Source organism: Acinetobacter sp. TSRC1-2 (assembly GCF_049895885.1).
In the GTDB taxonomy this organism is placed as follows: domain Bacteria; phylum Pseudomonadota; class Gammaproteobacteria; order Pseudomonadales; family Moraxellaceae; genus Acinetobacter.
On record NZ_JAFCTF010000015.1, the window covers coordinates 15877 to 35602 of the forward strand.

A 19726-nucleotide genomic window follows, 5' to 3' on the forward strand; every position below is an offset into this window, starting at 1 on the left:
ATAAGAGGTATAAGATAAGGGTTGAGTAATCAGCCCTTATTTTTTTAATTGAAATTTATTCGAGAATAATATGAATAATAAAAGGGATTTTTTAGAAGCGTTAGAATGTTTTAAGGTTATAGAGTCTTGTTTAAAATCTATTTATTCAGGTGAAACTCATATGTGTAGAGCTTTATCTGCACAACTAAGGATCTTATTATGTGATTATAGTAATAATTCAAAGCCACTTTTAATGAGATTAATTCCAAATTTAGAATTGCTAAGCTTGGTTAACACTTACGATGATTCCAAAGATTTGGATCTAAAATTATCACGAAATGTCTTAATAGGTATGTCTTTTGAGGCTAGGTGTTATTGGAATGGGGTAGAAGATAGTATTCCACTATATGGTCAAAAGGTTTTACCCTTGAATGATTGGGCAGATCAAATTATTCTTAGTTATCCAATTCCTTTGACAATAAGAAAATTAATAAAATTAATCGCAAATAAAGGTGGTGGTGCTCATGTGGATGAAGACGGTCATCCACTATTAGAATTATTACAGGAAAAGGTTTTTCAACGGTTAAATCAAGGTGAATTACTTATTGTCGGTTTATCCAAAATAATACAACAATTGAGTTTTCAGCTTATACAGGCTTATGAATTAGATGAAAGAAATTTACCATTAAAAAATATTAATCTTATGTATCCATCCATATTAAATGCAGCAAAAGTACCTAAAGAATGTTTTGAAAGACCATTTCAAACAGCTCAATTATTAATATCTTATCAATAGTTACGAAAATTGGTATTTTGGAGTATTTTCTAAAACATATTATCAGCATCTAACATGATTTTAATTACTAAGATCATCATTCACTTCGATTCTTCAACAGGTCTTATAAGCATATTATTGGTTACGCTTTACAACTAGACCAATCCATCGTTTAATCCACGCATTGATAAACGAATGAAAAGTTGAAGTAACCAAATGGCTAAACAGACACGGTTTTTATGTATTGGTGGATTTCTGAATGGATCAGCCGTGAAAGAGCAGGGCGACAGCTTTGAATGTATTGAGAAGTCAAAAAAAGTGACTTATCGAAAACTTGAAATTTTTCATCCAGATTTGTGGGATGATTATTACTATGTTTGTGAAACAACAACGGATCAACAAGCCAGAAATTGGGTCTATGACATCGAATCTAACTAATTTTTTATTGAGTAAATATATCTTTAAAACTATTATTAACGCGATTGGGATTTAAATGACCATCGCATTTTTTGGTTAATCATTCATTTAAGATCTTTGCATCTAGAAAAGCGTTGGTATTGTAACCAGCCTATTTTTATATCCGATTTTAAAACATTCAGATAATAAAAAGCCCCATGGTTAGGGGCTAGTCGTATATAGGTCAAGCCCATATACTGTAAGAGGCTCATCTCAAACTGAGAGTATTAGAACACAGCAGCCTTTAAATAACCATCTAAATCTGATCTAAACAGCCAATTGCTGTGCAATTACCGGCCATAAATTCTGATGCGATTTTTTAAACATTAGCATATGACCAATGGCTTTATGCTCATAATTTTTAGGTTTAAGTTCAATCATCTGGGTATCTGCATTCGGGTATAAACGCAGTAAATCTTTTACGTTTGCTTTCGTTGCAATTTCATCATCTGAAGACCAAAGCACCGTGATTGGGCAGCTAATTTCAGCATGAAAATCTTCAAACACGGTTTTACCCATCGCATTCATGACGTAACCCGGTTTGCTACAAAATTGCGCCCATTGTTTAGCCACATCTTTAGGTAAGTTTTCACCCATACCAATGGCTTGGGTCGGACCATAGCCTTTGGCAATACGCGCTAATGGGAAAATAACATTAAACATAACAGGAGCAAGCAGCTTGGTTTTACCTTTTAACCCTTTCACATGTCCAGTTGAACCCGAAACTGCAATGACTTTGGCAACTTTTTGATAATTTGGCACAATGCCTAAAAGCTGCCCGCCTGCACTATGGCCCAATAAAATGACCTGTTCTGCTTGTGTCTTGCATAACAAGGTGTCTATAGCCGCAGGAATATCAAGCTGTCCCCAATTGACAATACTAGCGTCAGACTTGTTTAAAGGACCGTGTAGGGAGCGACCAATACCACGGAAGTCAAAGCTTAAAACATCATAACCTTGTGTAGCCAACCATTCTGCAAAAGCCTGGTAGAAATGTTGGGTGATACCCGTGGCAGGGCAAATCAAAACCGGCCAATTATTTTGACTTGAATTTTGTTTTGGGTAAAAACGTCCACTGAGAGAATATCCATCTTTACAGCTGATTTCTAATGTTTCAAAAATACTCATATTTAGAACATGCGTTAAATTTATCTTGCTACTACTGTACCCAAGTTCCAAAAAGAAACTTGCGCAAATGATGACTTTAAAGTCAGAATAGCACTCTAAAAATAAGGATATAAATCAATGGATATTGAAAGTTTAGATCAGTCTGTTTCGCTGGCAATTATATTTAGCGGTATTTTTCTTTGGGTTGGCATGCTGACTGGGGTATGGAAATATTATCAAATACGTCATTCTGAACAGGCTCGTGCACATTATTATGTCGATATTGCCCATAGAAGCAGTTTGCTTTATGCGCCCGCCAGTTTAATTATTGCGGTATTGGCATATTTTTCAGTCTGGGCAGAGGGACTGAACTTCATCTTTGTGTTGATTAATCTGTTCTTTTTTAGTTTTTCAATTTTAAGTTATGTGCTCCATGGCTGGCTTAAAGATACAAATAATCAATTTAAACAGCCGCATCAAATGGGTCGTTGGCATCTGCCAAAATGGTTGCTCAGCAGTGCGATGATTTTTTTAGTGATTGGAGAATTGGGAGCGACAGCAGGGTTGTTGCTCGGTGCAATAATGGGTTTGAATGGGTTTTGACTAAGAATGTTTAGGTAGATAATCTTTATAAGTTTTTTAGATTTTTCTTTTTTAAGATGGGTGATAGTCACCCATCTTTTATTCTGTAGAATTACTATGTTTCTGTTGACGATACTTTTGATCGACCACAGCCCAAATATAAAAGGCAACTGAAACAATAAAAGCATACATAAAGAATTCAGGTTTTAAATTGCCTTGAATTAAACCATGAAATATTAATGTCACGAGCAGAGCAACCGTAGTACTCAAATAAGTGACCATGTTTTTGTTTGCTTTTAGAGCGTTAATGAAGATTTCTTTATTGAAATGTAATGATAACATCTCCACCCCTCCTGTGGTTTTTTTGACCTAAACCTAATTGTTTTAGTCAGATTGGTTTCTAATGTTGTACTTCTTATTTATTAGAATTTCAATAGCAAATGTCATTAATTTGTCATAAAACTATGTTATTGCATAAATTCATATGCTGATTTTATTCAAAAAGTACATATTTGGTATTTTTTAGTGCGCATGTGACCATTGTGTATGGTTTCACTCGGCAAGAAATAAGCGGTATTTCAACAAGAGTAGATACAGATATAAGAAAGCAATAGTAATGCCAGTCATATGCAATAGAGCATATTAAAGGGGAATATCGTGCGACAAATAACGATGAATCGCTAATCTTTTTTAGAATGAGATATATACAGAAAACTCTGTCAATTAGAGATGTAAACAATAAAACTCTGCTTGGGTAAAACAGGATGTTTTATTGATCACGCTTAAAATCCTGTTTGGGTAAAACTTGATTTTAATGACATCAGTTTTTGGTTACTTTTTAACTTTGTCGATCACAATAGCAATAATCAGCACAACGGTTGATGGAATAAGCCATGCTAAATTTTGTGCATTTAAAGGTAAATGCTGAATAATTTCAGGTAAGTTGAAACCTGCAACTTTAAGTCCATCCAGTATGCCAAATAAAAATGCAATCGCGGTTACGGGTGCAACAACGTAAGCAGGTTTATTGAAAAACTTCCAGAAGAAGCTCAGTAGAATGACAACAATAGCGGGTGGATAAATTGCACTTAATACAGGGACAGACACTGCAATAAGTTTGGTTAAACCCAGGTTTGAAATGATAAATGAGAAGCCTACCAAAATAAAAACCAAGATTTTATAAGGCACTTTAGTCAGTTCTGAGAAATATTCTGCACATGCACAGGTTAGACCAATGGCTGTAACCATACAGGCAAGAAAAATCATTCCGGTTAAGAATAGAGAGCCAGCATCACCAAACGCATGTTGCACATATGCATGCAGGATCACTGCACCATTCGCTGCATTTGGAGCCACTTCGTGACTGCCTAAGCCTAATTTAAACAGGCTTAAGTAAACTAGCGTTAAACCTACACCAGAAATCAGACTTGCGATCACTGCATATTTAGTCACCAGTTTTTTATCAGTTACACCACGTGAATGAATCGCGTGAATAATGACAATACCAAAGACCAATGCGCCTAAAGTGTCCATGGTTAAGTAACCATTAACAAAGCCTTCAGAAACAGGAGCAGTCACATAGTTATTAATTGCGGGTGGAATGAACCCAGCAGGAATTGCAAATGCTGCGATACCTAGCACAGCCAAAGAAATGATCTTTAAGGGTGCAAGAAAGTGACCTACCGTATCTAGCAATTTATTTGGGTATAAAGACACCACTGTCACAACGGCAAAATAAATTGCACTGTAAATGAGCAGGCTGCCACTTGAAGTACCAAAATAAGAGGAAAAACCGATTTCATAAGAAACCGTTGCTGTACGTGGAGTTGCAAACAAAGGACCAACAGCTAAGTAACACACGATAGTCAAAATCAGACTGGCGATTTTGCCTAAAGGCGAACTTAAATTTTGGATGGACCCTTCTACACGCGATAACGCCATAATGGTGATGACAGGTAGACCAACTGCAGTAATTAGAAAACCTAAAGCAGCTAACCATACATGCTCACCCGCTTGTTGAGCGACAATCGGAGGAAAGATAATATTGCCGGCACCAATGAAAAGTGCAAAGGTCATAAAACCTAAGGCAATAATATCTCTTGTACGGAGACTTGTCATAGAGGGGAGATGGATTGACCAAAAGAGGCAATTTTAGAGGATAGAAAAGCATTTTGGTACTTTATTTTATTCAGGTTATGATTTTTATTTATATGCATATACAGATATATAAACAAATGGCTAAATTCCGGTTGATTTATATTGTTGATTATTGAATAAAAAATACAAAACAAGGGAAAATAGTCTTCTCTTTTAAAGCTTTACGCACTGTTTAATTTTTTTGTAATGACAGTTTAAATGTATGTAATTCAGTCATTAAAACCCTAAAAAGTCCAACTCTTTTTCCTTTATGCACTGTAATTAAACAAAAAAATAGGAAAAGGTCTATAATCATAAGCCTTATTTATGAGGATGATGCAATGAAAGCTTCCACTATTACCATTAAAACTGAGCAAGATCTCGAGAAACTGCGTATTTCCGGGCGTCTGGCTGCTCAGGTTTTAGAAATGATAGGGGAGTATGTCAAGCCGGGCGTAAGTACAGAATATCTGGATGATATTTGTAATGATTTCATTGTAAATACATTAAAAGTGATTCCGGCCAATGTTGGCTATTATGGTTATACCAAAACCACCTGTATTTCACCCAATGAAGTGGTTTGTCACGGTATTCCATCGCCAAATACCATTTTGCAAGATGGCGATATTATCAATATTGATGTTGCGATTATTAAAGATGGTTACTTTGGTGATACCAGTCGTATGTATTACGTCGGTACAGTTAAGCCTGAAGCTAAAAAACTGGTTGAAACCACCTATGAAGCGATGGTAGCGGGTATTCATGCAGTGAAACCGGGTGCAACGCTCGGTGATATCGGTTTTGCGATTCAGTCGGTTGCACATCGTGAAGGTTATAGCATTGTGCGTGAATATTGCGGTCACGGCATTGGTAAGGTTTACCATGAACAACCGAATGTTTTGCATTATGGTCAACCGGGTCAGGGGCTTATGCTTAAAAAAGGCATGGTGTTTACCATTGAACCGATGGTCAATGCCGGCAAGCCACGTGTAAAAGAGCTTAAAGATGGCTGGACAGTGGTTACAGCAGATCGCTCTTTGACTGCACAATGGGAACATATGGTTGCTGTGACTGATACCGGTTTTGAGCTTTTATCTGCTTGGCCAGAGGGTACGGGTTCATATCCTGAAATTTAATGAATAAGATTTAAATGAAATAGACTGTTTTATATTTTGTGAAAAGCAGTCTATTTTATAGATTAATAAAGTTTTAAAAACTATTATTTAAAAATTTATATTGTTGTTTTACTTAGAAAATATTTTTTTGGGATTTTTCTATAAGATGTATTAAATATTAGATTTTACTTTACTTTTTTCGTACTATATCCATATAGATTCTAGCTGTAGTTTCTTTTTTAAAGTTTATAGGCTTATCCAACTCGGGTAAGCTTTTTTTTGTCTAAAATTTTTAATACATCAAGTGATGTTTCATGCTTTATTTTTGATCACGGTTTTTTTGTCGAGGGAAGGCTGAAATGTGTATGCAAATCGCTTTAAATATTCAGCCATGATCTCTTAATAGATCAGACATGAGAAAAATTAATATTTACTGAGATGTTCTACTAGATAATCGATAAAGACACGTACAGCAGGTAGTAGTCCACGGCGTGAGGGATAAACAGCATGGAAAATACCATGCGGGGCTTTCCAGTTAGGGAGCACACGAACTAATTCACCGCTTTGGACGTAATCCTCCACAATAGTGTCAGGTAATAAGGCAATACCGCAATTTTGTCTTGTCAGTTGCGCAAGCATCATTAAATCAGATCCCATCACCATGGGGTTTACCTTGATTTTTTTTTGATGATTATGTTCATCGTGTACCACAATATGCTGATCGAGATGTTCATCTGCCATACTCAGGATGTGATGTTGACTTAAATCTTCCGGTTGTTTTAATTCACCAAATTCATTCAAATAAGCCTGACTGGCAAATAAGTGTTGTTCGATGTTTTCGAATTTGCGTATTACCAGACTAGGATCGTCATCTAAATTTGAGCGTACCCGTAAAGCAATATCAATGCCTTCATTAATGATATCGACACGGCGATTACTCACAATGAGCTGGATTTTGATTTCAGGATAGGTCTTGAGGAATGCAGGCAAAATTTTTGCAATTTCATTTTGCGCGATGGAGACCGGTAGACTGACTTTAATCACGCCGCGTGGCTGAATACTCAGATGATCGACTAAATCATGTGCCGCTTGGGCAGCATTCATCATGACTTGCGCGTGGCGATAAATATTCATCCCAATATCAGTGACTGCAAAATGGCGTGAACTGCGTTGAATTAACCGAACCCCCAAATGCTCTTCAAGATTATAAACGCGACGACTTAATTTTGATTTGGGGATATCGGTCGCGCGTTCTGCTGCACTAAACCCTCCATGTTCAACCACCAAGGCAAAGCAATAAAAATCATCAAGATCAGACAGCATTTAAGAATTCCATTTATGCAACAATACTGAAGATTAAAGATTTATCGTTTCAGTTTGTCAATTTTAAATTTGTTTAATTTTTCAGATTTTAATTGGCTATCTTATTGAGATCACAAGGCTAAAGTGGAATATCTATATAGAAGGCTTTTCTTTAATTTGATCTGTGGCTGCTTTGAGTTAAACAAGGTTGGATTTCTCTATTCTTATTATGACTTCTTATCAATATATAGATTTGAATAAAGGAAAAATGTCATGGAATTAAGACATTTACGCTATTTTGTCGCAGTGGTTGAGGAGCAGAGTTTTACCAAGGCTGCTGAAAAGTTATTTATTGCCCAGCCTCCTTTAAGTCGTCAAATTCAAAACCTTGAAACTGAGCTGGGCGCTTTACTGTTTGAGCGTGGAAGTCGTCCATTAAAACCTACAGCGGTAGGACATTTTTTTTATCAGCAAGCAGTGAAACTGTTATCCAGTGCAGACCAGTTGAAGTCGATTACCATGCGTGAAGGCGTGATAAAAAGAACCCTCACCATCGGCTTTGGGGGTTCCCTGTTGTATGGGCTATTACCTCGAGTGGTTTATTTATTTCGTCAGCAACAGCCGTATTTGAAAATTAAACTGGTTCAGATGAATGCCATGGAGCAAATAGACGCGCTTAAAGAGGGTCGGATTGATGCCAGTTTTGGTCGGGTCCGAATTTCTGATCCTTCAATTAAGCGAATTCTATTGCGTGAAGAGCCGTTGATGGTTGCTGTGCATTCAAGTCATGCGCTAGCTGCAAAAAAACAAGGGGTCAAACTCGAAGAAATAGTGGATGAACATGTGTTGTTATATCCCAATCAACCCAAGCCGAGCTTTTCGACCCAAATGAAAGGTCTATTTTCAGAATATGGTTTAGAGCCTAAAAATTTAACCGTAGTTGAGGATATTCAACTGGCTTTAGGTTTGGTGGCTGCAGGCGAAGGTCTGTGTATTGTTCCAGAGAGCGCCAAAACCATTCAGTTTAAGCATATGAATTATATTCCTATATTAGATGATGACGCCGTCAGCCCAGTATTTTTGATTATTCGGAACGCAGACGACAGTGATTATATCCGTTCATTATTGGATAGTGTTTATCAAGTTTATGACCTGGAAGCCATCAAGTATGATCGTCGTATTTTTTAATCTTGATCGCTATTTAATGACTTTATTTATTATTTAATTGCTCTGTTTAAGAAATATTACTTTATTTTAGAAACTGGCCAATTTCGCGGCTAAATTTGATCGGTTCACTGATTAATGGCGTATGCCCAGACTTTTTAAAGATAATCTGTTTTGAGTTTTTTACGCTATTGGCAATTATTTTTTGTCCTGCTGCTGGATAGAGCTTGGATTCTTCCCCAATAAAAAAAGTGCTGGGACAAGAAAGCTGTGCAATGGCCTCACGATAATCTTCGTTATGATGTAAATAATTATTCACATACCAGGCTAAATAATCTAGACGCTGCATCGGTAAAATGAGGGACTGTAATTTAGGCTGTTTTAATGCCGTTTTGAACAGTAAAGGAGTAGCTTTATTACTCGCTTGAAGTAGAAGAAACCCGAGCCAAAGTTCTAATAAATGTTGTCGGGATGCTGGATCTAGATCAGACCACTGAAGTGCATCAGGTTTTGCTGCAAGCAGTTGCGAAATCTCTGCCAAGAGTTGTTTAAATTTAGGTTGTTGCTGGCTAAATAAACCGTATTGTCAAGTCTCATCTACTGAAATTTTTGGCGTTTGATCAATATGTAAATAACGGGTTAATTTTGCATTTAAATTACTGTAATGCATGCCATGCATGGCCGTTGTTGCACCCATGGAATAGGCAATAACAGAAAACTCATTTAAGTTAAGCTGTTCAATTAAGCTGTTTATATCACGCCAGTGGCTTGAAATCGCATCGAGTTCAGGAATGCTGCAACACTGTGAGCCGCCAAAACCACGCCAATCCGGAATAATGAATTTATTGTTCTTGGCTTGGGAATATAAGAAAGGGAGCCATTGCCAACTTTGCATACCTAAACCTGACAGGACTAGAACAGGCTGGCCTTGTCCAAATTCGCGGACAAAAAGTTGTTCGCCATCAGGCATACGGTAATGTGACATGGTTATTTCCTGGGTTTATTATTGTTCATTGAATGCTTTTAATTGTGGAATCATGCTTTCTAGCCACTTGATCCAACCTATTTCTAAATCAATCCCAAGTTGTAGAATCATTTTATGAATAAATTGGGTTCGATCTTGATCTTGCCCATTGGCAAAATCTTTTGCAAAAATTGTTTGGTAAATTTTTAGATTTTCTTTGTGTAAAATCAGATGTCGTTCTAATTCAGGTAGTACAGTATTGCCACCCAGTTGAGCTTCGGCACGTAGTCGAACCATTAACTCTTCGCGTAATTGTGCTGGAGGACTTTGTTTGATCATCCAGTCCGCTAATTCAGTACGACCCAATTTTTCAACTTGATAAGTTTTTTTACGACTGGTTGCGTTATGGTTTTCAATGGTGGAGATCCAGTTTTTTTGTTGCATACCACTGAGTTCACGATAAATTTGCTGATGCGTTGCATTCCAGAAGAAGCCCATTGAACGGTCAAAGCGACGTGCTAAATCAATTCCCGTACTTGGTTTTTCAATTAAGCTGGTCAATAAAACATGGGCTAAAGACATAAACGGCTCAGTCAGTAAAAAATTACCCAATCATTATGCAACATGTTGCATAAAAATCAAATCTGGAATATAAGTTATGCAACAAGTTGCATTAAACACCCTATTCGCTAGCTCAAATAGCACGCCAAGGAGATCATATGTCTAATTACCCTCATTTGTTAGCACCTTTAGATTTAGGCTTTACCACGCTAAAAAACCGTGTCTTGATGGGATCTATGCACGTAGGCCTGGAAGAAGCACCCGGTGGTTATGATCGTATGGCTGCATTTTATGCTGAACGTGCTCAAGGTGGTGTAGGGCTGATTGTCACAGGGGGTATTTCACCGAATGACGCAGGACTGACGTTTTCTGGTGGTGCTAAATTAGACAGTCGTGAAGAAGCTGAAAAGCATCAAGTGATTACTAAAGCGGTGCATGATGCAGGTGGCAAAATTGCCATGCAAATTTTACATACTGGTCGTTATTCTTATCAGGCCGATTTGGTCGCGCCGTCTGCCATTCAAGCACCGATTAATCCAAGTAAACCGCATGCTTTAACCACAGCAGAAGTGAATCAGACCATTGCAGATTTTGCTCACTGTGCCAAGTGGGCACAATATGCAGGATACGATGGTGTTGAAATCATGGGTTCTGAAGGCTATTTGATTAATGAATTTATTGCCGCACGGACCAACCATCGTGATGATGAATGGGGCGGGAGCTATGAAAACCGGATTCGTTTCCCAATTGAAATTGTAAAACGTACCCGTGAAGCAGTTGGTGAAAACTTTATTATTATTTATCGTTTATCCATGCTGGATCTGGTTGAGGGCGGTTCAACTTTTGATGAAGTGGTACAACTGGCGAAAGAAATTGAAAAAGCGGGTGCAACCATTATCAATACCGGTATTGGCTGGCATGAAGCACGTATTCCGACTATTGCCACCAAAGTGCCGCGTGCAGCATTTACCTGGGTGACAGAAAAACTGAAAGGTCTGGTCAAGGTTCCACTGATTACTTCAAACCGTATTAATACCCCAGAAATGGCAGAGCATGTTTTGGCTTCGGGTCATGCAGACATAATCTCTATGGCGCGTCCAATGCTTGCTGATGCATTTTTTGTGCAAAAAGCGGAACAAGGTCGTAGTGATGAAATTAATACCTGTATTGGCTGTAATCAGGCCTGTTTAGATCATATTTTCTCGATGAAAATTGCAACTTGTCTGGTCAATCCGCGTGCATGTTATGAAACAGAATTAATCTTTAAAGAAACCGCCGTTGCAAAAAATATTGCAGTAATTGGTGCGGGTCCGGCTGGTTTAAGTTTTGCCACCTATGCGGCAGAACGTGGACATCAGGTTACTATTTTTGAAGCGGCCAATCAGATTGGTGGTCAGTTTAATATTGCCAAAACCATTCCGGGCAAAGAAGAATTCTATGAAACACTACGTTATTTTAAACGTAGAATTGAATTACTTCCTAATATTAAGTTACGTCTAAATCATCAAGCGACTTATAACGAACTGACTGAATCAGAGTTTGATGACATCGTAGTAGCAACCGGGGTGACTCCACGCCATTTAGAGATTGAGGGTATTGATCATCCAAAAGTTCTGACTTATCTGGAAGTATTAAAAGAACGTAAGCCAGTCGGACAACGTGTCGCGATTATTGGTGCAGGTGGTATCGGTTTCGATACAGCTGAATATTTAACGCATGAAGGTGATAGCGCAAGCCTGAATCCGGAAAAATTCTATAATGAATGGGGCATTGATACCACGTATCAAAATGTCGGTGGTTTGAAAGCCCCAGAACTAGAACAATCCAATCGTGAAATTTACCTATTGCAGCGTAAAGCAAAATCAGTGGGTGCAGGCTTGGGTAAAACTACGGGCTGGATTCACCGTACCGGTTTAAAACACCGTGAAGTAAAAATGGTGGCAGGGGTAAGCTATGAAAAGATTGATGATCAAGGCTTGCATATACTGGTCAATGGTCAGCCAACTGTATTAGAAGTTGATAATGTAGTGATCTGTGCCGGTCAGGAACCGTTTACTGCCATGTTCGATCAGCTTAAAGCAGATGGTAAGAACGTGCATTTGATTGGTGGTGCCAAAGAAGCCGGTGAATTGGATGCAAAACGCGCCATTCGTCAAGGTGCTGATTTGGCGGCAGTGATTTAAAGTTATGGAGTCCTCTCCCTTTGGAGAGGACTCAAATAGGTTTAGAGTAGAAAGAAAAACCACTCTATCCATGAATCGAAATAATAAAATCATAAGGAAATAAAAATGGCTTTAAAAACTACTCAAGCATCGATTCAACGCTGGCATGAAATGCTTGAAACACGCGATATGTCTATCTTGGATGATCTGCTTGCTGAAGATGTGGTTTTCCGCTCACCGGTGGCATTTAACCCTTATCCAGGTAAGCAAGTAGTGTTTTTTATTTTGAGCAATGTCATTCAGATTTTTGAAAACTTTACTTATCACCGTGAATTTTATGCAGACGATGGATTGAGCGTGGTACTGGAGTTTTCAGCCAATGTCGGAGAAAAGAAGCTTAAAGGCATCGATATGATTCGTTTTAATGAACAAGGTCAAATTGTTGATTTTGAGGTGATGCTACGTCCTAAGAGTGGTTTGGAAGCATTGGCTGCACAGATGGGACAACGCATGGCTGCTTTTATGCCAAAAGCATAAAGAGTATAGTAAATATATAAACTGTTAATAGACTGACATGTATTAAGTATTTTGAGTTGCATCATTATTAAGGTGGAGCCAATATGAGATTTTTAGTCAAAAAAATTAGTGTTTTGGCACAGGAAATTGTCGATCAGATGACCGGTGCAGAATTTCCTACGCTATATTTCAATCCACAAGGTGAAGCACGGCAAATGCTCGATGTTTTGCCTCAACTGAAACAGAAATATCGTCCGACGCCGTGGTTGTCAAATACGCATTTGCATCTGATGTATTTTGACTTGATTAAAAAGAAAACCATTCAGCTTAAATATGATGCCATTGAAGAGTTACACATGTCGGATGGTGGCGTCACAGGTATTGCCTGGTATGGGCTTGATCTTCCGGTAGATACCCCGACTATTATATTAATGCATACACTGACTGGCACACCTGAAAGTATGTCAGAACTGGTGCGTGACTTACATCAACATACAGGTTGGCGTGTAGCGTTGTGTTTGCGCCGTGGTCATGCCAACTTACCCATGCCGATACCGAAGATTTCTATATTTGGTTCAACCGATGATTTGCGTGAACAGATTCTACATATTCAAACAAAATTTCCAGTTTCTCCTTTATATGCCGTAGGTTCCTCTGCAGGTACAGGATTATTGGTGCGCTATTTGGGAGAAGAAGGGGAGCAAACTCCATTTAAAGCCGCTTTTGCGCTTTGTCCAGGCTATGACACTGAACATGGCTTTAAAAACGTCCATCCTTTTTACAGCAAGGTGATGACCAAAAAGCTTTTTAAGTCTTTTATTTATCCTTATACGGCGACGTGGGAAAAAACGGCATCTCTGTCTCAGGTGCTAGCTAGTACAAGCCTATTAGAATTTCAGTATCAGTGTTTTGAACTGGCAGGCTATAGCAGTTTTGAGGACTATAATCAGGCAACCAACCCGATCTTAGTATTTGAAAATGTCAGAATCCCACTCATGATTTTAAACGCAGAGGATGATCCAGTTTGCCATATTCGGAATTTTGATCCCTTTAAAGAAGCTCTCCAGCAGATGTCGAATATTATGGTGGTAACCACGAAAAAGGGTAGTCATTGCGGTTTTTATGAGGGTTTAAATCACACGCAATCATGGTCAGCGCGATTGATTGCAGACTATTTCATTGCGCAACATCAGTAAAGTTAAGAAGGTAGAAATTGATTTATAATGGACTCTTTGAAATATTTTGATGCAATTACCATTGGTCTGACTGATAAATAGTTGGTGTTTAAATCAGTATTTCTGTTATAATCAACGCAACAATAAAAATGACATGAAAGTGTTCTTTTTTTAAAATTGATATAAGTCTTATTTAATCTGCGTTATCAAAGTTAAGGTTGTTATTTTGAAATGCCAATGGTGGCGTTTCTGTATGTGTTGAAAAAAATTGGTGTAAATGTTGAATATAATTGAAAATTTAGTAGCAAAATCTGTAAATGGTAGTGAAATTATTGTATCGCTGGTTCCTTCAAAAAAAATGCAAAGTACTCGCGATGGGTTTAAATGGGTTGAAGTTGGAAAGAAAGTTTTACTTCAGTCTGGTGTTGAAATCGATTTGAATCTTGATGGTCGTAGCTTCTATACAGGTATTAATGAAATGTTCCGATTCACCTCACGTGTGAATTAAACATATAAATAATCACTGATCCAAATTAAAACCGCCTAAAAGGCGGTTTTTTTGCTATCTGATTATCTATTTACAGTTGTTGTTTTGTATCAATAAAATTCTCTTTTAATAAGTCATTTTATAATGAAAAATATGATTTGATATGTGCAATGCTTGATGTGCTTTACGAATTAAAGAAGTTAGGATTTTATCTAAAGATATATTTGAAGAAATTAATTTTTACATTTTTGTGGTTTTTTGAGCGTTTTTTGTCACTTTTTGTCATTTATGGGTGAGTATAATAGGGGTATAAAAAGTAATCCACTTTATATAGGGGGTGGTAGATGATGAGCACACTAGAATTATTATTAACTTCCTCATCAGCTCTTATGCTAATGCTTGTTATTTATGCTTTTGGGCAAATGTTGAATTAGTCAAAGAATGTTGTATAAAAAAGCACCTTAGGGTGCTTTTTTATTAATTTGAATTTTATCAACTTAGTTAAATACCCCACTTTAAGCTTAAGAAGTTTTATGCCCCGTATGTACACACACAGTATGAATTAATTCAGATAGATCATCGCCTAAGCTTTCTGCATAATTTAAATATTTTTGTTTAGTCGCTTCATCTAAGCTTATATCGGATTAAGTAGCTATAAGTACTTTAGGTCAGGGTTCACCGACTAATACATTATGGTAAGGCACATCAATTTTTAAAACCCCATAATCACATTTGGTAAAAGGAATCCAGCTTAATTCTTCAGGAGGAAACTCACTTTAAGTTTGCCATTTACTTCATCTATAATACTAGCTTCACCAATTGATTTATCTAATACTTCATTTTCATCTAAGCAACGATTTTGTACCGAATTGTGCCATTTTAATTTAAGCTGGAAGTGGCAGAAATATTAGTGCTATCTTCTGGTTGATGCTTGATGGGCAAGCGGGCTATTTTATGTTCATATCAAGTACTCAGATAACGATCAAACTCAAAATTTGAAACTGTTGGAGTTTTTGAGATATTTTTTTCCTTATTCATATTTTCTTAACTGAATTAACAAGTTTTTCTAATAAACAACATACTGAATATATAGAATTTTTTTGATTATATCATTTTATATTTTTTAGATTATTTGTTCTTTTTAAAGATGATTTATATATTTTTTTTAAATTGGAACTGAAGATATTTTGAATAGCTAAAAATTATATTAAATTAATTTTTATAAATATTTAATTTAAGAATCATTAATTTTTATATCTTGATTTATAAACTAATGGTTTGTTTAGTATTAATATTTTATTTTACAAATATACTTTTATTTAAATATTATATTTTGATACATCATTGCTGTTTTTATTAAGTTAACTTGGGTATATGCTAATATTATGATTAATAATTGAGCTGATATTATCATTAAGTAAAATATCCAGCAGGAATACTATTATGCCTAAATCGAAACCTCAAAATCAAACAGAGTCTAATCAACGAAATCAACCTATAAAACAACCCCACCACCTACCAGAGCATGACCATAGGAATAATGAGAAAAGATCGCCTGAAAAGCCAACACAAAATGAAAAATAAGAATCAGCTCATTATGTCACTATTATGTTGAAAGGGGTTTAGGCCCCTTTAAACAGGACAAAAGGAGTAAAGTATGCATATTAAATCCGTGAAAGTATATAAAATGAATGAGGATTTTAAAGTTTCACTCCAGCTCATTTATATGGGTGAGTATGATGACGAGCTTAATTTGATGAATGTCTATGACTCATCTCAAGAAAAATTAACCAGAATTATGGGGACTTATCAATGGGTTTCAAATTCGACGGGGAAGATTTTTTTTATAGAACAAGATCTTCCTGATCTAACAGATTAACAGGGTTATGTAAAATGAACATGACAACAACATATCCGCAGAAATTGGTTACATTTTATAAATTAGACAGTCCTGATATTCAGCGAGGTGTTTGGGCTAATTATGATAAAAATGGAAATTTCATAAATCTTACCAATTATTATGGTAAAAAATTAGAATTAATTGGACCTGATCGTGTTCGGATAGATGGAGAAGTATGGGTGTGTAAGGATCACTTTAAATAGATATTTGATTTATATTTCTTTAGGTTGTTATAAAGAATATATATGAAAAATTTGAATATAAATTAACTAATAAGAATAATACTAATTTTTATATAATTAGATGCTTAAATTTAAAAATTAAGTGTTGGATTGATATAAAATAAACTATTTTAAATAAATTCAAACATGATGAAATATTAAGGAAAAGTTTAAGGAAATCATATATATTTGTATTTCTTATGCACAAGCTATTATGGCAATTAAAAATGATATCAAAACAACTAAGAATAATGAGTTCTGTTCTAACTATTCTCGGTATCTCTGCATTTTTCGCATTTCAGTATTTTTCTCAACCTGAAGAGTTTAGCGGTTTTAAAGAGGGCACTGAACAATACAATGGTTATCGCTATGCCCAAGACAATCGATTAAATTCTGTAAAGCAGTGTGATGATGAAAAAGATGATCCAGCAATCAATTTTAATCCTAATTTTTCACAAGGCTGTAAGCATTACTTTAAGTAATAAGATTCACTGGTATTTTCGTTTATCAAATTTGAGCAAAATAAAGCTTTATACTAAAAATAAGTCTTTTCAAATAAACGACTTTTGCTTTAAATGGCAGCTTTAATTTGAGCTGCGACCCACATGTTTTTTTATTTCTTCAGGTCGATATTGAAGCGTATTTGATTACCTTTAATCTCATTTATCCAGAAAAGTGTAATAAGGTGATGACTACCTGCTTTATTTCTTGTTAACTTAATTTTGTATGAACCTTCAAGGTGGTTAACTTTTCCCACTTTTGTACCACACAATGCAATTACATCTGCATGTTTGGTAATGTTATTTACATTGACAGTTGCCATTTCATACCTCTCCTACAAGAGCGGTAATCTTGTACTATCTAATTTAAGCCATTCTCGGATCTTGAGCGCTATATATGCAAAAGGGAATAAATTGTTAAGTAAATTTACTTTAGTGGATGAGTATAATTTTAATGAACTAAAATTTTTAACTTACATCGTTTAATTATGAGTGGGTAAATATTTTTTTTGATTTATTAAGTTACTGAAAAATATGTATTTATTTTAAAAAATAATTACAGGGATTATGCGTTAATTCTGAAACCTTATAGAAGCGCACTTTTATCGTCATCTAGCTTTATTCATAAAATGAACAGCATACTTGGTGCGAATAAAATGACAGACTTTTAAATTTCTTATGCATCAAGAATATCGTTCTACTATAGTTTTTCTGTTTAATGACGTTTTGGCGTTGCCACATATTCATCTTTCATTTCAAAGAAAAATTGATTTGCTACATTAGCGTTGCAATTTAGCCAATCGATTCTTTTGTCTTCAGGTATTACAACAACGGAACGCTTTTCATCATAAGGCTTATGGAATTGCTTCATAAATGGATGATGATCTGCATTGATGGTTAACAAGCTCATTGATCTGACAGGTTTATTATTGATAACCGCATCTTCATAGATCGCTGCAAGAGTGAAAGGTAATCCATCTTCACGAGAAATTCCATACCAATGCGGCTTTCCATCTATATATTTAGGTTCAAAGATCGTTTCCACGGGGACTAAGGTAAATTGATTTTTATGCCAGGCATGTCGAAAGCTGGGCTTTTCAGCAACACTTTCAGTTCTGGCGTTATAGGTATGACGACCAAATTTTAACTCTTTAGCCCAAAAAGGAATGAGTCCAAATTTGGCGAGATCCCATTCGAGTTGATCAGCACCATGCATTAAAATTGGTGCGTTGTATAAAGGAAAAATATCGTCAGGAAATTCAAATGGAGGCTCCGGAAGATCCAGGAGGAATGCTCGATTTTTTTTGATTGCTTCAAAATTTGCACACATGAGCTGTCTCTTTATTTTTATTCATACTCATTAAATCAAAAATAATCAGCAATCATAATGAATCTTACAAATCTAGAACCATTCCTAGTCAGGCCAGTTATTGTCGCGGCTTTAATTATATTACGCAAACGGAAAAATAGAAGCCTCGAGTGATCAAGAGTTCATAACGTCAATTCGGAAATTCAGGTTTTCAGATTGATCTATATAAATGTAAATATTAGGATAAAAAAACTTTATATTTCCAGTTTGTTTTCGAGTGGGTTTTGAAAATAGTATGTGGATTATTTTGATAATGTAATCTTATATTTGGATTAATTCATATAAGGAATTTTTTGCCAATCAGTTTGATGCATTATTTCTGGAAAATAATTGATAGAAATTAGTTGAAATTTATATTATCTCATTCCGAGCCATATTTTAGCTAATGATGATGAAGTCATGTTATAGAGGGCGCGCTCACTATAATTTTGTGGAGACAAAATATGCTTAATTCCCTTCGTAAACTATTCTGCTTTCATGTTTATGAATTCAACTGGGATCATAAGCAGGGATACACGCATGAGTGCCGTAAATGTGGTAAGGCTGATTAATTAGCTTCTTATCCTTAGTCAAAAGCTCATAAAACCCTGCTAAATACTCGATATTGGCAGGGTTTTTCTTTTGATATCCTAATGAGTTGTGAAAGCACCATACAAGTTAAAAAGATTTGCAGTTCTGTTGCGATGCGTTTGCGAAATATCAAGATTTTAAGTGGTAGTTTTTAAGAAACTAAACGAACTGCTTAGTCAGGAGAGATTTGAATTTGTATCAGCATTGTAGGGGGACTGAATTAGATCGAAACTTTTGAGAGGTAACCGATCCTAAAATTGGCTTGTTAGTGAAAATAATATTTCTAATACTTTTGGTAAATAATGTGAACTTGGATAGAAATATTATTTTTTAAATCAACTATATGAAGGAATTAAACTTACATAGAAGGAAATTGAAACAGATACACTATGGGATAAACAGAATTAAGGAGTAGATTAAAAAAGTCGTAATCTTTATGACGTATTTCAAACTACAGGATGCAAATAACAATGGCTAATCAACAACCAGTGCAGCAAAGTCAACATAATCAACAGCCTGATGAACAGAAACAATCGAATCAGCCACAGCCTGACCAGCAGAATCAGCACATTCAGGAATCCAATCCTCAAAAGCAGCCAAATCAGCAACCTGAACAGCCGCAAAAGCAACAGAAATAGAACTTTGCTTTACCTGCCTTGAATCCAAGTATTCAGGGTTTTTATTG

Annotated in this window: 20 protein-coding genes and 1 pseudogene; 13 read left to right on the forward strand and 8 right to left on the reverse strand. The window is 36.0% G+C overall.

Features of this window, described 5'->3' with window-relative positions; translation table 11 throughout:
• Positions 1 to 70 precede the first annotated feature (70 nt).
• Together ACP69Y_RS14270 and ACP69Y_RS14275 are read left to right on the forward strand one after the other, a co-directional pair.
• Positions 71 to 775 carry a hypothetical protein gene (locus ACP69Y_RS14270; protein WP_425919050.1) on the forward strand — a complete coding sequence of 235 codons (705 nt, stop codon included), beginning with the start codon at positions 71 to 73 and terminating at the stop codon, positions 773 to 775.
• A gap of 195 nt (positions 776 to 970) precedes the next feature.
• Positions 971 to 1192, forward strand: coding sequence for a hypothetical protein (locus tag ACP69Y_RS14275; protein ID WP_425919052.1), 222 nt, complete (start codon positions 971 to 973; stop codon positions 1190 to 1192).
• A gap of 285 nt (positions 1193 to 1477) precedes the next feature.
• On the opposite strand, the gene ACP69Y_RS14280 is transcribed toward ACP69Y_RS14275, so the two are convergent.
• On the reverse strand, positions 1478 to 2338 hold the full coding sequence (locus ACP69Y_RS14280; protein ID WP_425919054.1) for an alpha/beta fold hydrolase: 861 nt from the start codon (positions 2336 to 2338) through the stop codon (positions 1478 to 1480).
• A 117-nt stretch (positions 2339 to 2455) separates the two neighbouring features.
• On the opposite strand from ACP69Y_RS14280, the gene ACP69Y_RS14285 reads away from it, so the two are divergent.
• The gene (locus tag ACP69Y_RS14285; protein WP_425919056.1) at positions 2456 to 2920 is read left to right on the forward strand and encodes a hypothetical protein; all 465 of its coding nucleotides are present in this window, start codon (positions 2456 to 2458) and stop codon (positions 2918 to 2920) included.
• A gap of 78 nt (positions 2921 to 2998) precedes the next feature.
• On the opposite strand, the gene ACP69Y_RS14290 is transcribed toward ACP69Y_RS14285, so the two are convergent.
• Positions 2999 to 3241, reverse strand: a complete 243-nt coding sequence (locus ACP69Y_RS14290) for a hypothetical protein (RefSeq protein ID WP_425919058.1) — start codon at positions 3239 to 3241, stop codon at positions 2999 to 3001.
• Between the two features lie 489 nt (positions 3242 to 3730).
• Positions 3731 to 5017 (reverse strand): branched-chain amino acid transport system II carrier protein, encoded by a 1287-nt coding sequence (brnQ, locus tag ACP69Y_RS14295; protein WP_425919060.1) that lies wholly within the window; start codon positions 5015 to 5017, stop codon positions 3731 to 3733.
• Between the two features lie 359 nt (positions 5018 to 5376).
• On the opposite strand from brnQ, the gene map reads away from it, so the two are divergent.
• The gene (gene map / locus ACP69Y_RS14300; protein WP_425919062.1) at positions 5377 to 6171 is read left to right on the forward strand and encodes a type I methionyl aminopeptidase; all 795 of its coding nucleotides are present in this window, start codon (positions 5377 to 5379) and stop codon (positions 6169 to 6171) included.
• Between the two features lie 402 nt (positions 6172 to 6573).
• On the opposite strand, the gene ACP69Y_RS14305 is transcribed toward map, so the two are convergent.
• A complete protein-coding gene (locus ACP69Y_RS14305) occupies positions 6574 to 7473 on the reverse strand; it encodes a LysR family transcriptional regulator (protein WP_425919064.1) in 900 nt (299 codons plus the stop codon).
• A 252-nt stretch (positions 7474 to 7725) separates the two neighbouring features.
• On the opposite strand from ACP69Y_RS14305, the gene ACP69Y_RS14310 reads away from it, so the two are divergent.
• Complete coding sequence (locus tag ACP69Y_RS14310) at positions 7726 to 8640, forward strand: LysR substrate-binding domain-containing protein (protein ID WP_425919066.1); 915 nt, start codon at positions 7726 to 7728, stop codon at positions 8638 to 8640.
• Between the two features lie 61 nt (positions 8641 to 8701).
• Here the strand turns inward: ACP69Y_RS14310 and ACP69Y_RS14315 are convergent.
• Both ACP69Y_RS14315 and ACP69Y_RS14320 read right to left on the reverse strand, forming a co-directional pair.
• Positions 8702 to 9601 (reverse strand): annotated as a pseudogene (locus ACP69Y_RS14315) (alpha/beta fold hydrolase).
• Positions 9602 to 9619: 18 nt separating this feature from the next.
• Complete coding sequence (locus ACP69Y_RS14320; protein WP_425919068.1) at positions 9620 to 10162, reverse strand: PadR family transcriptional regulator; 543 nt, start codon at positions 10160 to 10162, stop codon at positions 9620 to 9622.
• A gap of 137 nt (positions 10163 to 10299) precedes the next feature.
• On the opposite strand from ACP69Y_RS14320, the gene ACP69Y_RS14325 reads away from it, so the two are divergent.
• The 7 genes from ACP69Y_RS14325 (at position 10300) to ACP69Y_RS14355 (ending at position 17084) form a co-directional block, all read left to right on the forward strand.
• A complete protein-coding gene (locus ACP69Y_RS14325; RefSeq protein WP_425919070.1) occupies positions 10300 to 12324 on the forward strand; it encodes an FAD-dependent oxidoreductase in 2025 nt (674 codons plus the stop codon).
• 105 nt (positions 12325 to 12429) lie between these two features.
• The gene (locus ACP69Y_RS14330; protein WP_425919072.1) at positions 12430 to 12840 is read left to right on the forward strand and encodes a nuclear transport factor 2 family protein; all 411 of its coding nucleotides are present in this window, start codon (positions 12430 to 12432) and stop codon (positions 12838 to 12840) included.
• A gap of 83 nt (positions 12841 to 12923) precedes the next feature.
• Positions 12924 to 14015 carry a YheT family hydrolase gene (locus tag ACP69Y_RS14335; RefSeq protein ID WP_425919074.1) on the forward strand — a complete coding sequence of 364 codons (1092 nt, stop codon included), beginning with the start codon at positions 12924 to 12926 and terminating at the stop codon, positions 14013 to 14015.
• A gap of 256 nt (positions 14016 to 14271) precedes the next feature.
• A complete protein-coding gene (locus ACP69Y_RS14340) occupies positions 14272 to 14502 on the forward strand; it encodes a hypothetical protein (RefSeq protein WP_425919076.1) in 231 nt (76 codons plus the stop codon).
• Positions 14503 to 16138: 1636 nt separating this feature from the next.
• Positions 16139 to 16360, forward strand: coding sequence for a hypothetical protein (locus ACP69Y_RS14345; protein WP_425919078.1), 222 nt, complete (start codon positions 16139 to 16141; stop codon positions 16358 to 16360).
• A gap of 14 nt (positions 16361 to 16374) precedes the next feature.
• Positions 16375 to 16584 (forward strand): hypothetical protein, encoded by a 210-nt coding sequence (locus ACP69Y_RS14350; RefSeq protein WP_235942475.1) that lies wholly within the window; start codon positions 16375 to 16377, stop codon positions 16582 to 16584.
• A 269-nt stretch (positions 16585 to 16853) separates the two neighbouring features.
• The gene (locus tag ACP69Y_RS14355; RefSeq protein WP_425919080.1) at positions 16854 to 17084 is read left to right on the forward strand and encodes a hypothetical protein; all 231 of its coding nucleotides are present in this window, start codon (positions 16854 to 16856) and stop codon (positions 17082 to 17084) included.
• A 131-nt stretch (positions 17085 to 17215) separates the two neighbouring features.
• Here ACP69Y_RS14355 and ACP69Y_RS14360 read toward each other — a convergent pair whose 3' ends face one another.
• Positions 17216 to 17425, reverse strand: a complete 210-nt coding sequence (locus tag ACP69Y_RS14360) for a DUF2171 domain-containing protein (RefSeq protein WP_425919082.1) — start codon at positions 17423 to 17425, stop codon at positions 17216 to 17218.
• Between the two features lie 392 nt (positions 17426 to 17817).
• Positions 17818 to 18432, reverse strand: a complete 615-nt coding sequence (locus tag ACP69Y_RS14365) for an SOS response-associated peptidase family protein (RefSeq protein WP_425919084.1) — start codon at positions 18430 to 18432, stop codon at positions 17818 to 17820.
• Between the two features lie 1079 nt (positions 18433 to 19511).
• Here ACP69Y_RS14365 and ACP69Y_RS14370 point away from each other — a divergent pair.
• Positions 19512 to 19679, forward strand: coding sequence for a hypothetical protein (locus ACP69Y_RS14370; RefSeq protein ID WP_425919086.1), 168 nt, complete (start codon positions 19512 to 19514; stop codon positions 19677 to 19679).
• Positions 19680 to 19726: the final 47 nt, after the last annotated feature.

Bases quoted from the DNA above. Each gene is read 5' to 3' on its own strand.
- brnQ (WP_425919060.1), bottom strand. From the start codon at position 5,017: ATGACAAGTCTCCGTACAAGAGATATTATTGCCTTAGGTTTTATGACC.
- ACP69Y_RS14275 (WP_425919052.1), top strand. From the start codon at position 971: ATGGCTAAACAGACACGGTTTTTATGTATTGGTGGATTTCTGAATGGA.
- ACP69Y_RS14285 (WP_425919056.1), top strand. From the start codon at position 2,456: ATGGATATTGAAAGTTTAGATCAGTCTGTTTCGCTGGCAATTATATTT.
- ACP69Y_RS14360 (WP_425919082.1), bottom strand. From the start codon at position 17,425: ATGGCAACTGTCAATGTAAATAACATTACCAAACATGCAGATGTAATT.
- ACP69Y_RS14335 (WP_425919074.1), top strand. From the start codon at position 12,924: ATGAGATTTTTAGTCAAAAAAATTAGTGTTTTGGCACAGGAAATTGTC.
- ACP69Y_RS14270 (WP_425919050.1), top strand. From the start codon at position 71: ATGAATAATAAAAGGGATTTTTTAGAAGCGTTAGAATGTTTTAAGGTT.
- map (WP_425919062.1), top strand. From the start codon at position 5,377: ATGAAAGCTTCCACTATTACCATTAAAACTGAGCAAGATCTCGAGAAA.
- ACP69Y_RS14310 (WP_425919066.1), top strand. From the start codon at position 7,726: ATGGAATTAAGACATTTACGCTATTTTGTCGCAGTGGTTGAGGAGCAG.
- ACP69Y_RS14330 (WP_425919072.1), top strand. From the start codon at position 12,430: ATGGCTTTAAAAACTACTCAAGCATCGATTCAACGCTGGCATGAAATG.
- ACP69Y_RS14305 (WP_425919064.1), bottom strand. From the start codon at position 7,473: ATGCTGTCTGATCTTGATGATTTTTATTGCTTTGCCTTGGTGGTTGAA.
- ACP69Y_RS14365 (WP_425919084.1), bottom strand. From the start codon at position 18,432: ATGTGTGCAAATTTTGAAGCAATCAAAAAAAATCGAGCATTCCTCCTG.
- ACP69Y_RS14340 (WP_425919076.1), top strand. From the start codon at position 14,272: ATGTTGAATATAATTGAAAATTTAGTAGCAAAATCTGTAAATGGTAGT.
- ACP69Y_RS14325 (WP_425919070.1), top strand. From the start codon at position 10,300: ATGTCTAATTACCCTCATTTGTTAGCACCTTTAGATTTAGGCTTTACC.
- ACP69Y_RS14290 (WP_425919058.1), bottom strand. From the start codon at position 3,241: ATGTTATCATTACATTTCAATAAAGAAATCTTCATTAACGCTCTAAAA.
- ACP69Y_RS14320 (WP_425919068.1), bottom strand. From the start codon at position 10,162: ATGTCTTTAGCCCATGTTTTATTGACCAGCTTAATTGAAAAACCAAGT.
- ACP69Y_RS14355 (WP_425919080.1), top strand. From the start codon at position 16,854: ATGAGTTCTGTTCTAACTATTCTCGGTATCTCTGCATTTTTCGCATTT.
- ACP69Y_RS14370 (WP_425919086.1), top strand. From the start codon at position 19,512: ATGGCTAATCAACAACCAGTGCAGCAAAGTCAACATAATCAACAGCCT.
- ACP69Y_RS14345 (WP_425919078.1), top strand. From the start codon at position 16,139: ATGCATATTAAATCCGTGAAAGTATATAAAATGAATGAGGATTTTAAA.
- ACP69Y_RS14280 (WP_425919054.1), bottom strand. From the start codon at position 2,338: ATGAGTATTTTTGAAACATTAGAAATCAGCTGTAAAGATGGATATTCT.
- ACP69Y_RS14350 (WP_235942475.1), top strand. From the start codon at position 16,375: ATGAACATGACAACAACATATCCGCAGAAATTGGTTACATTTTATAAA.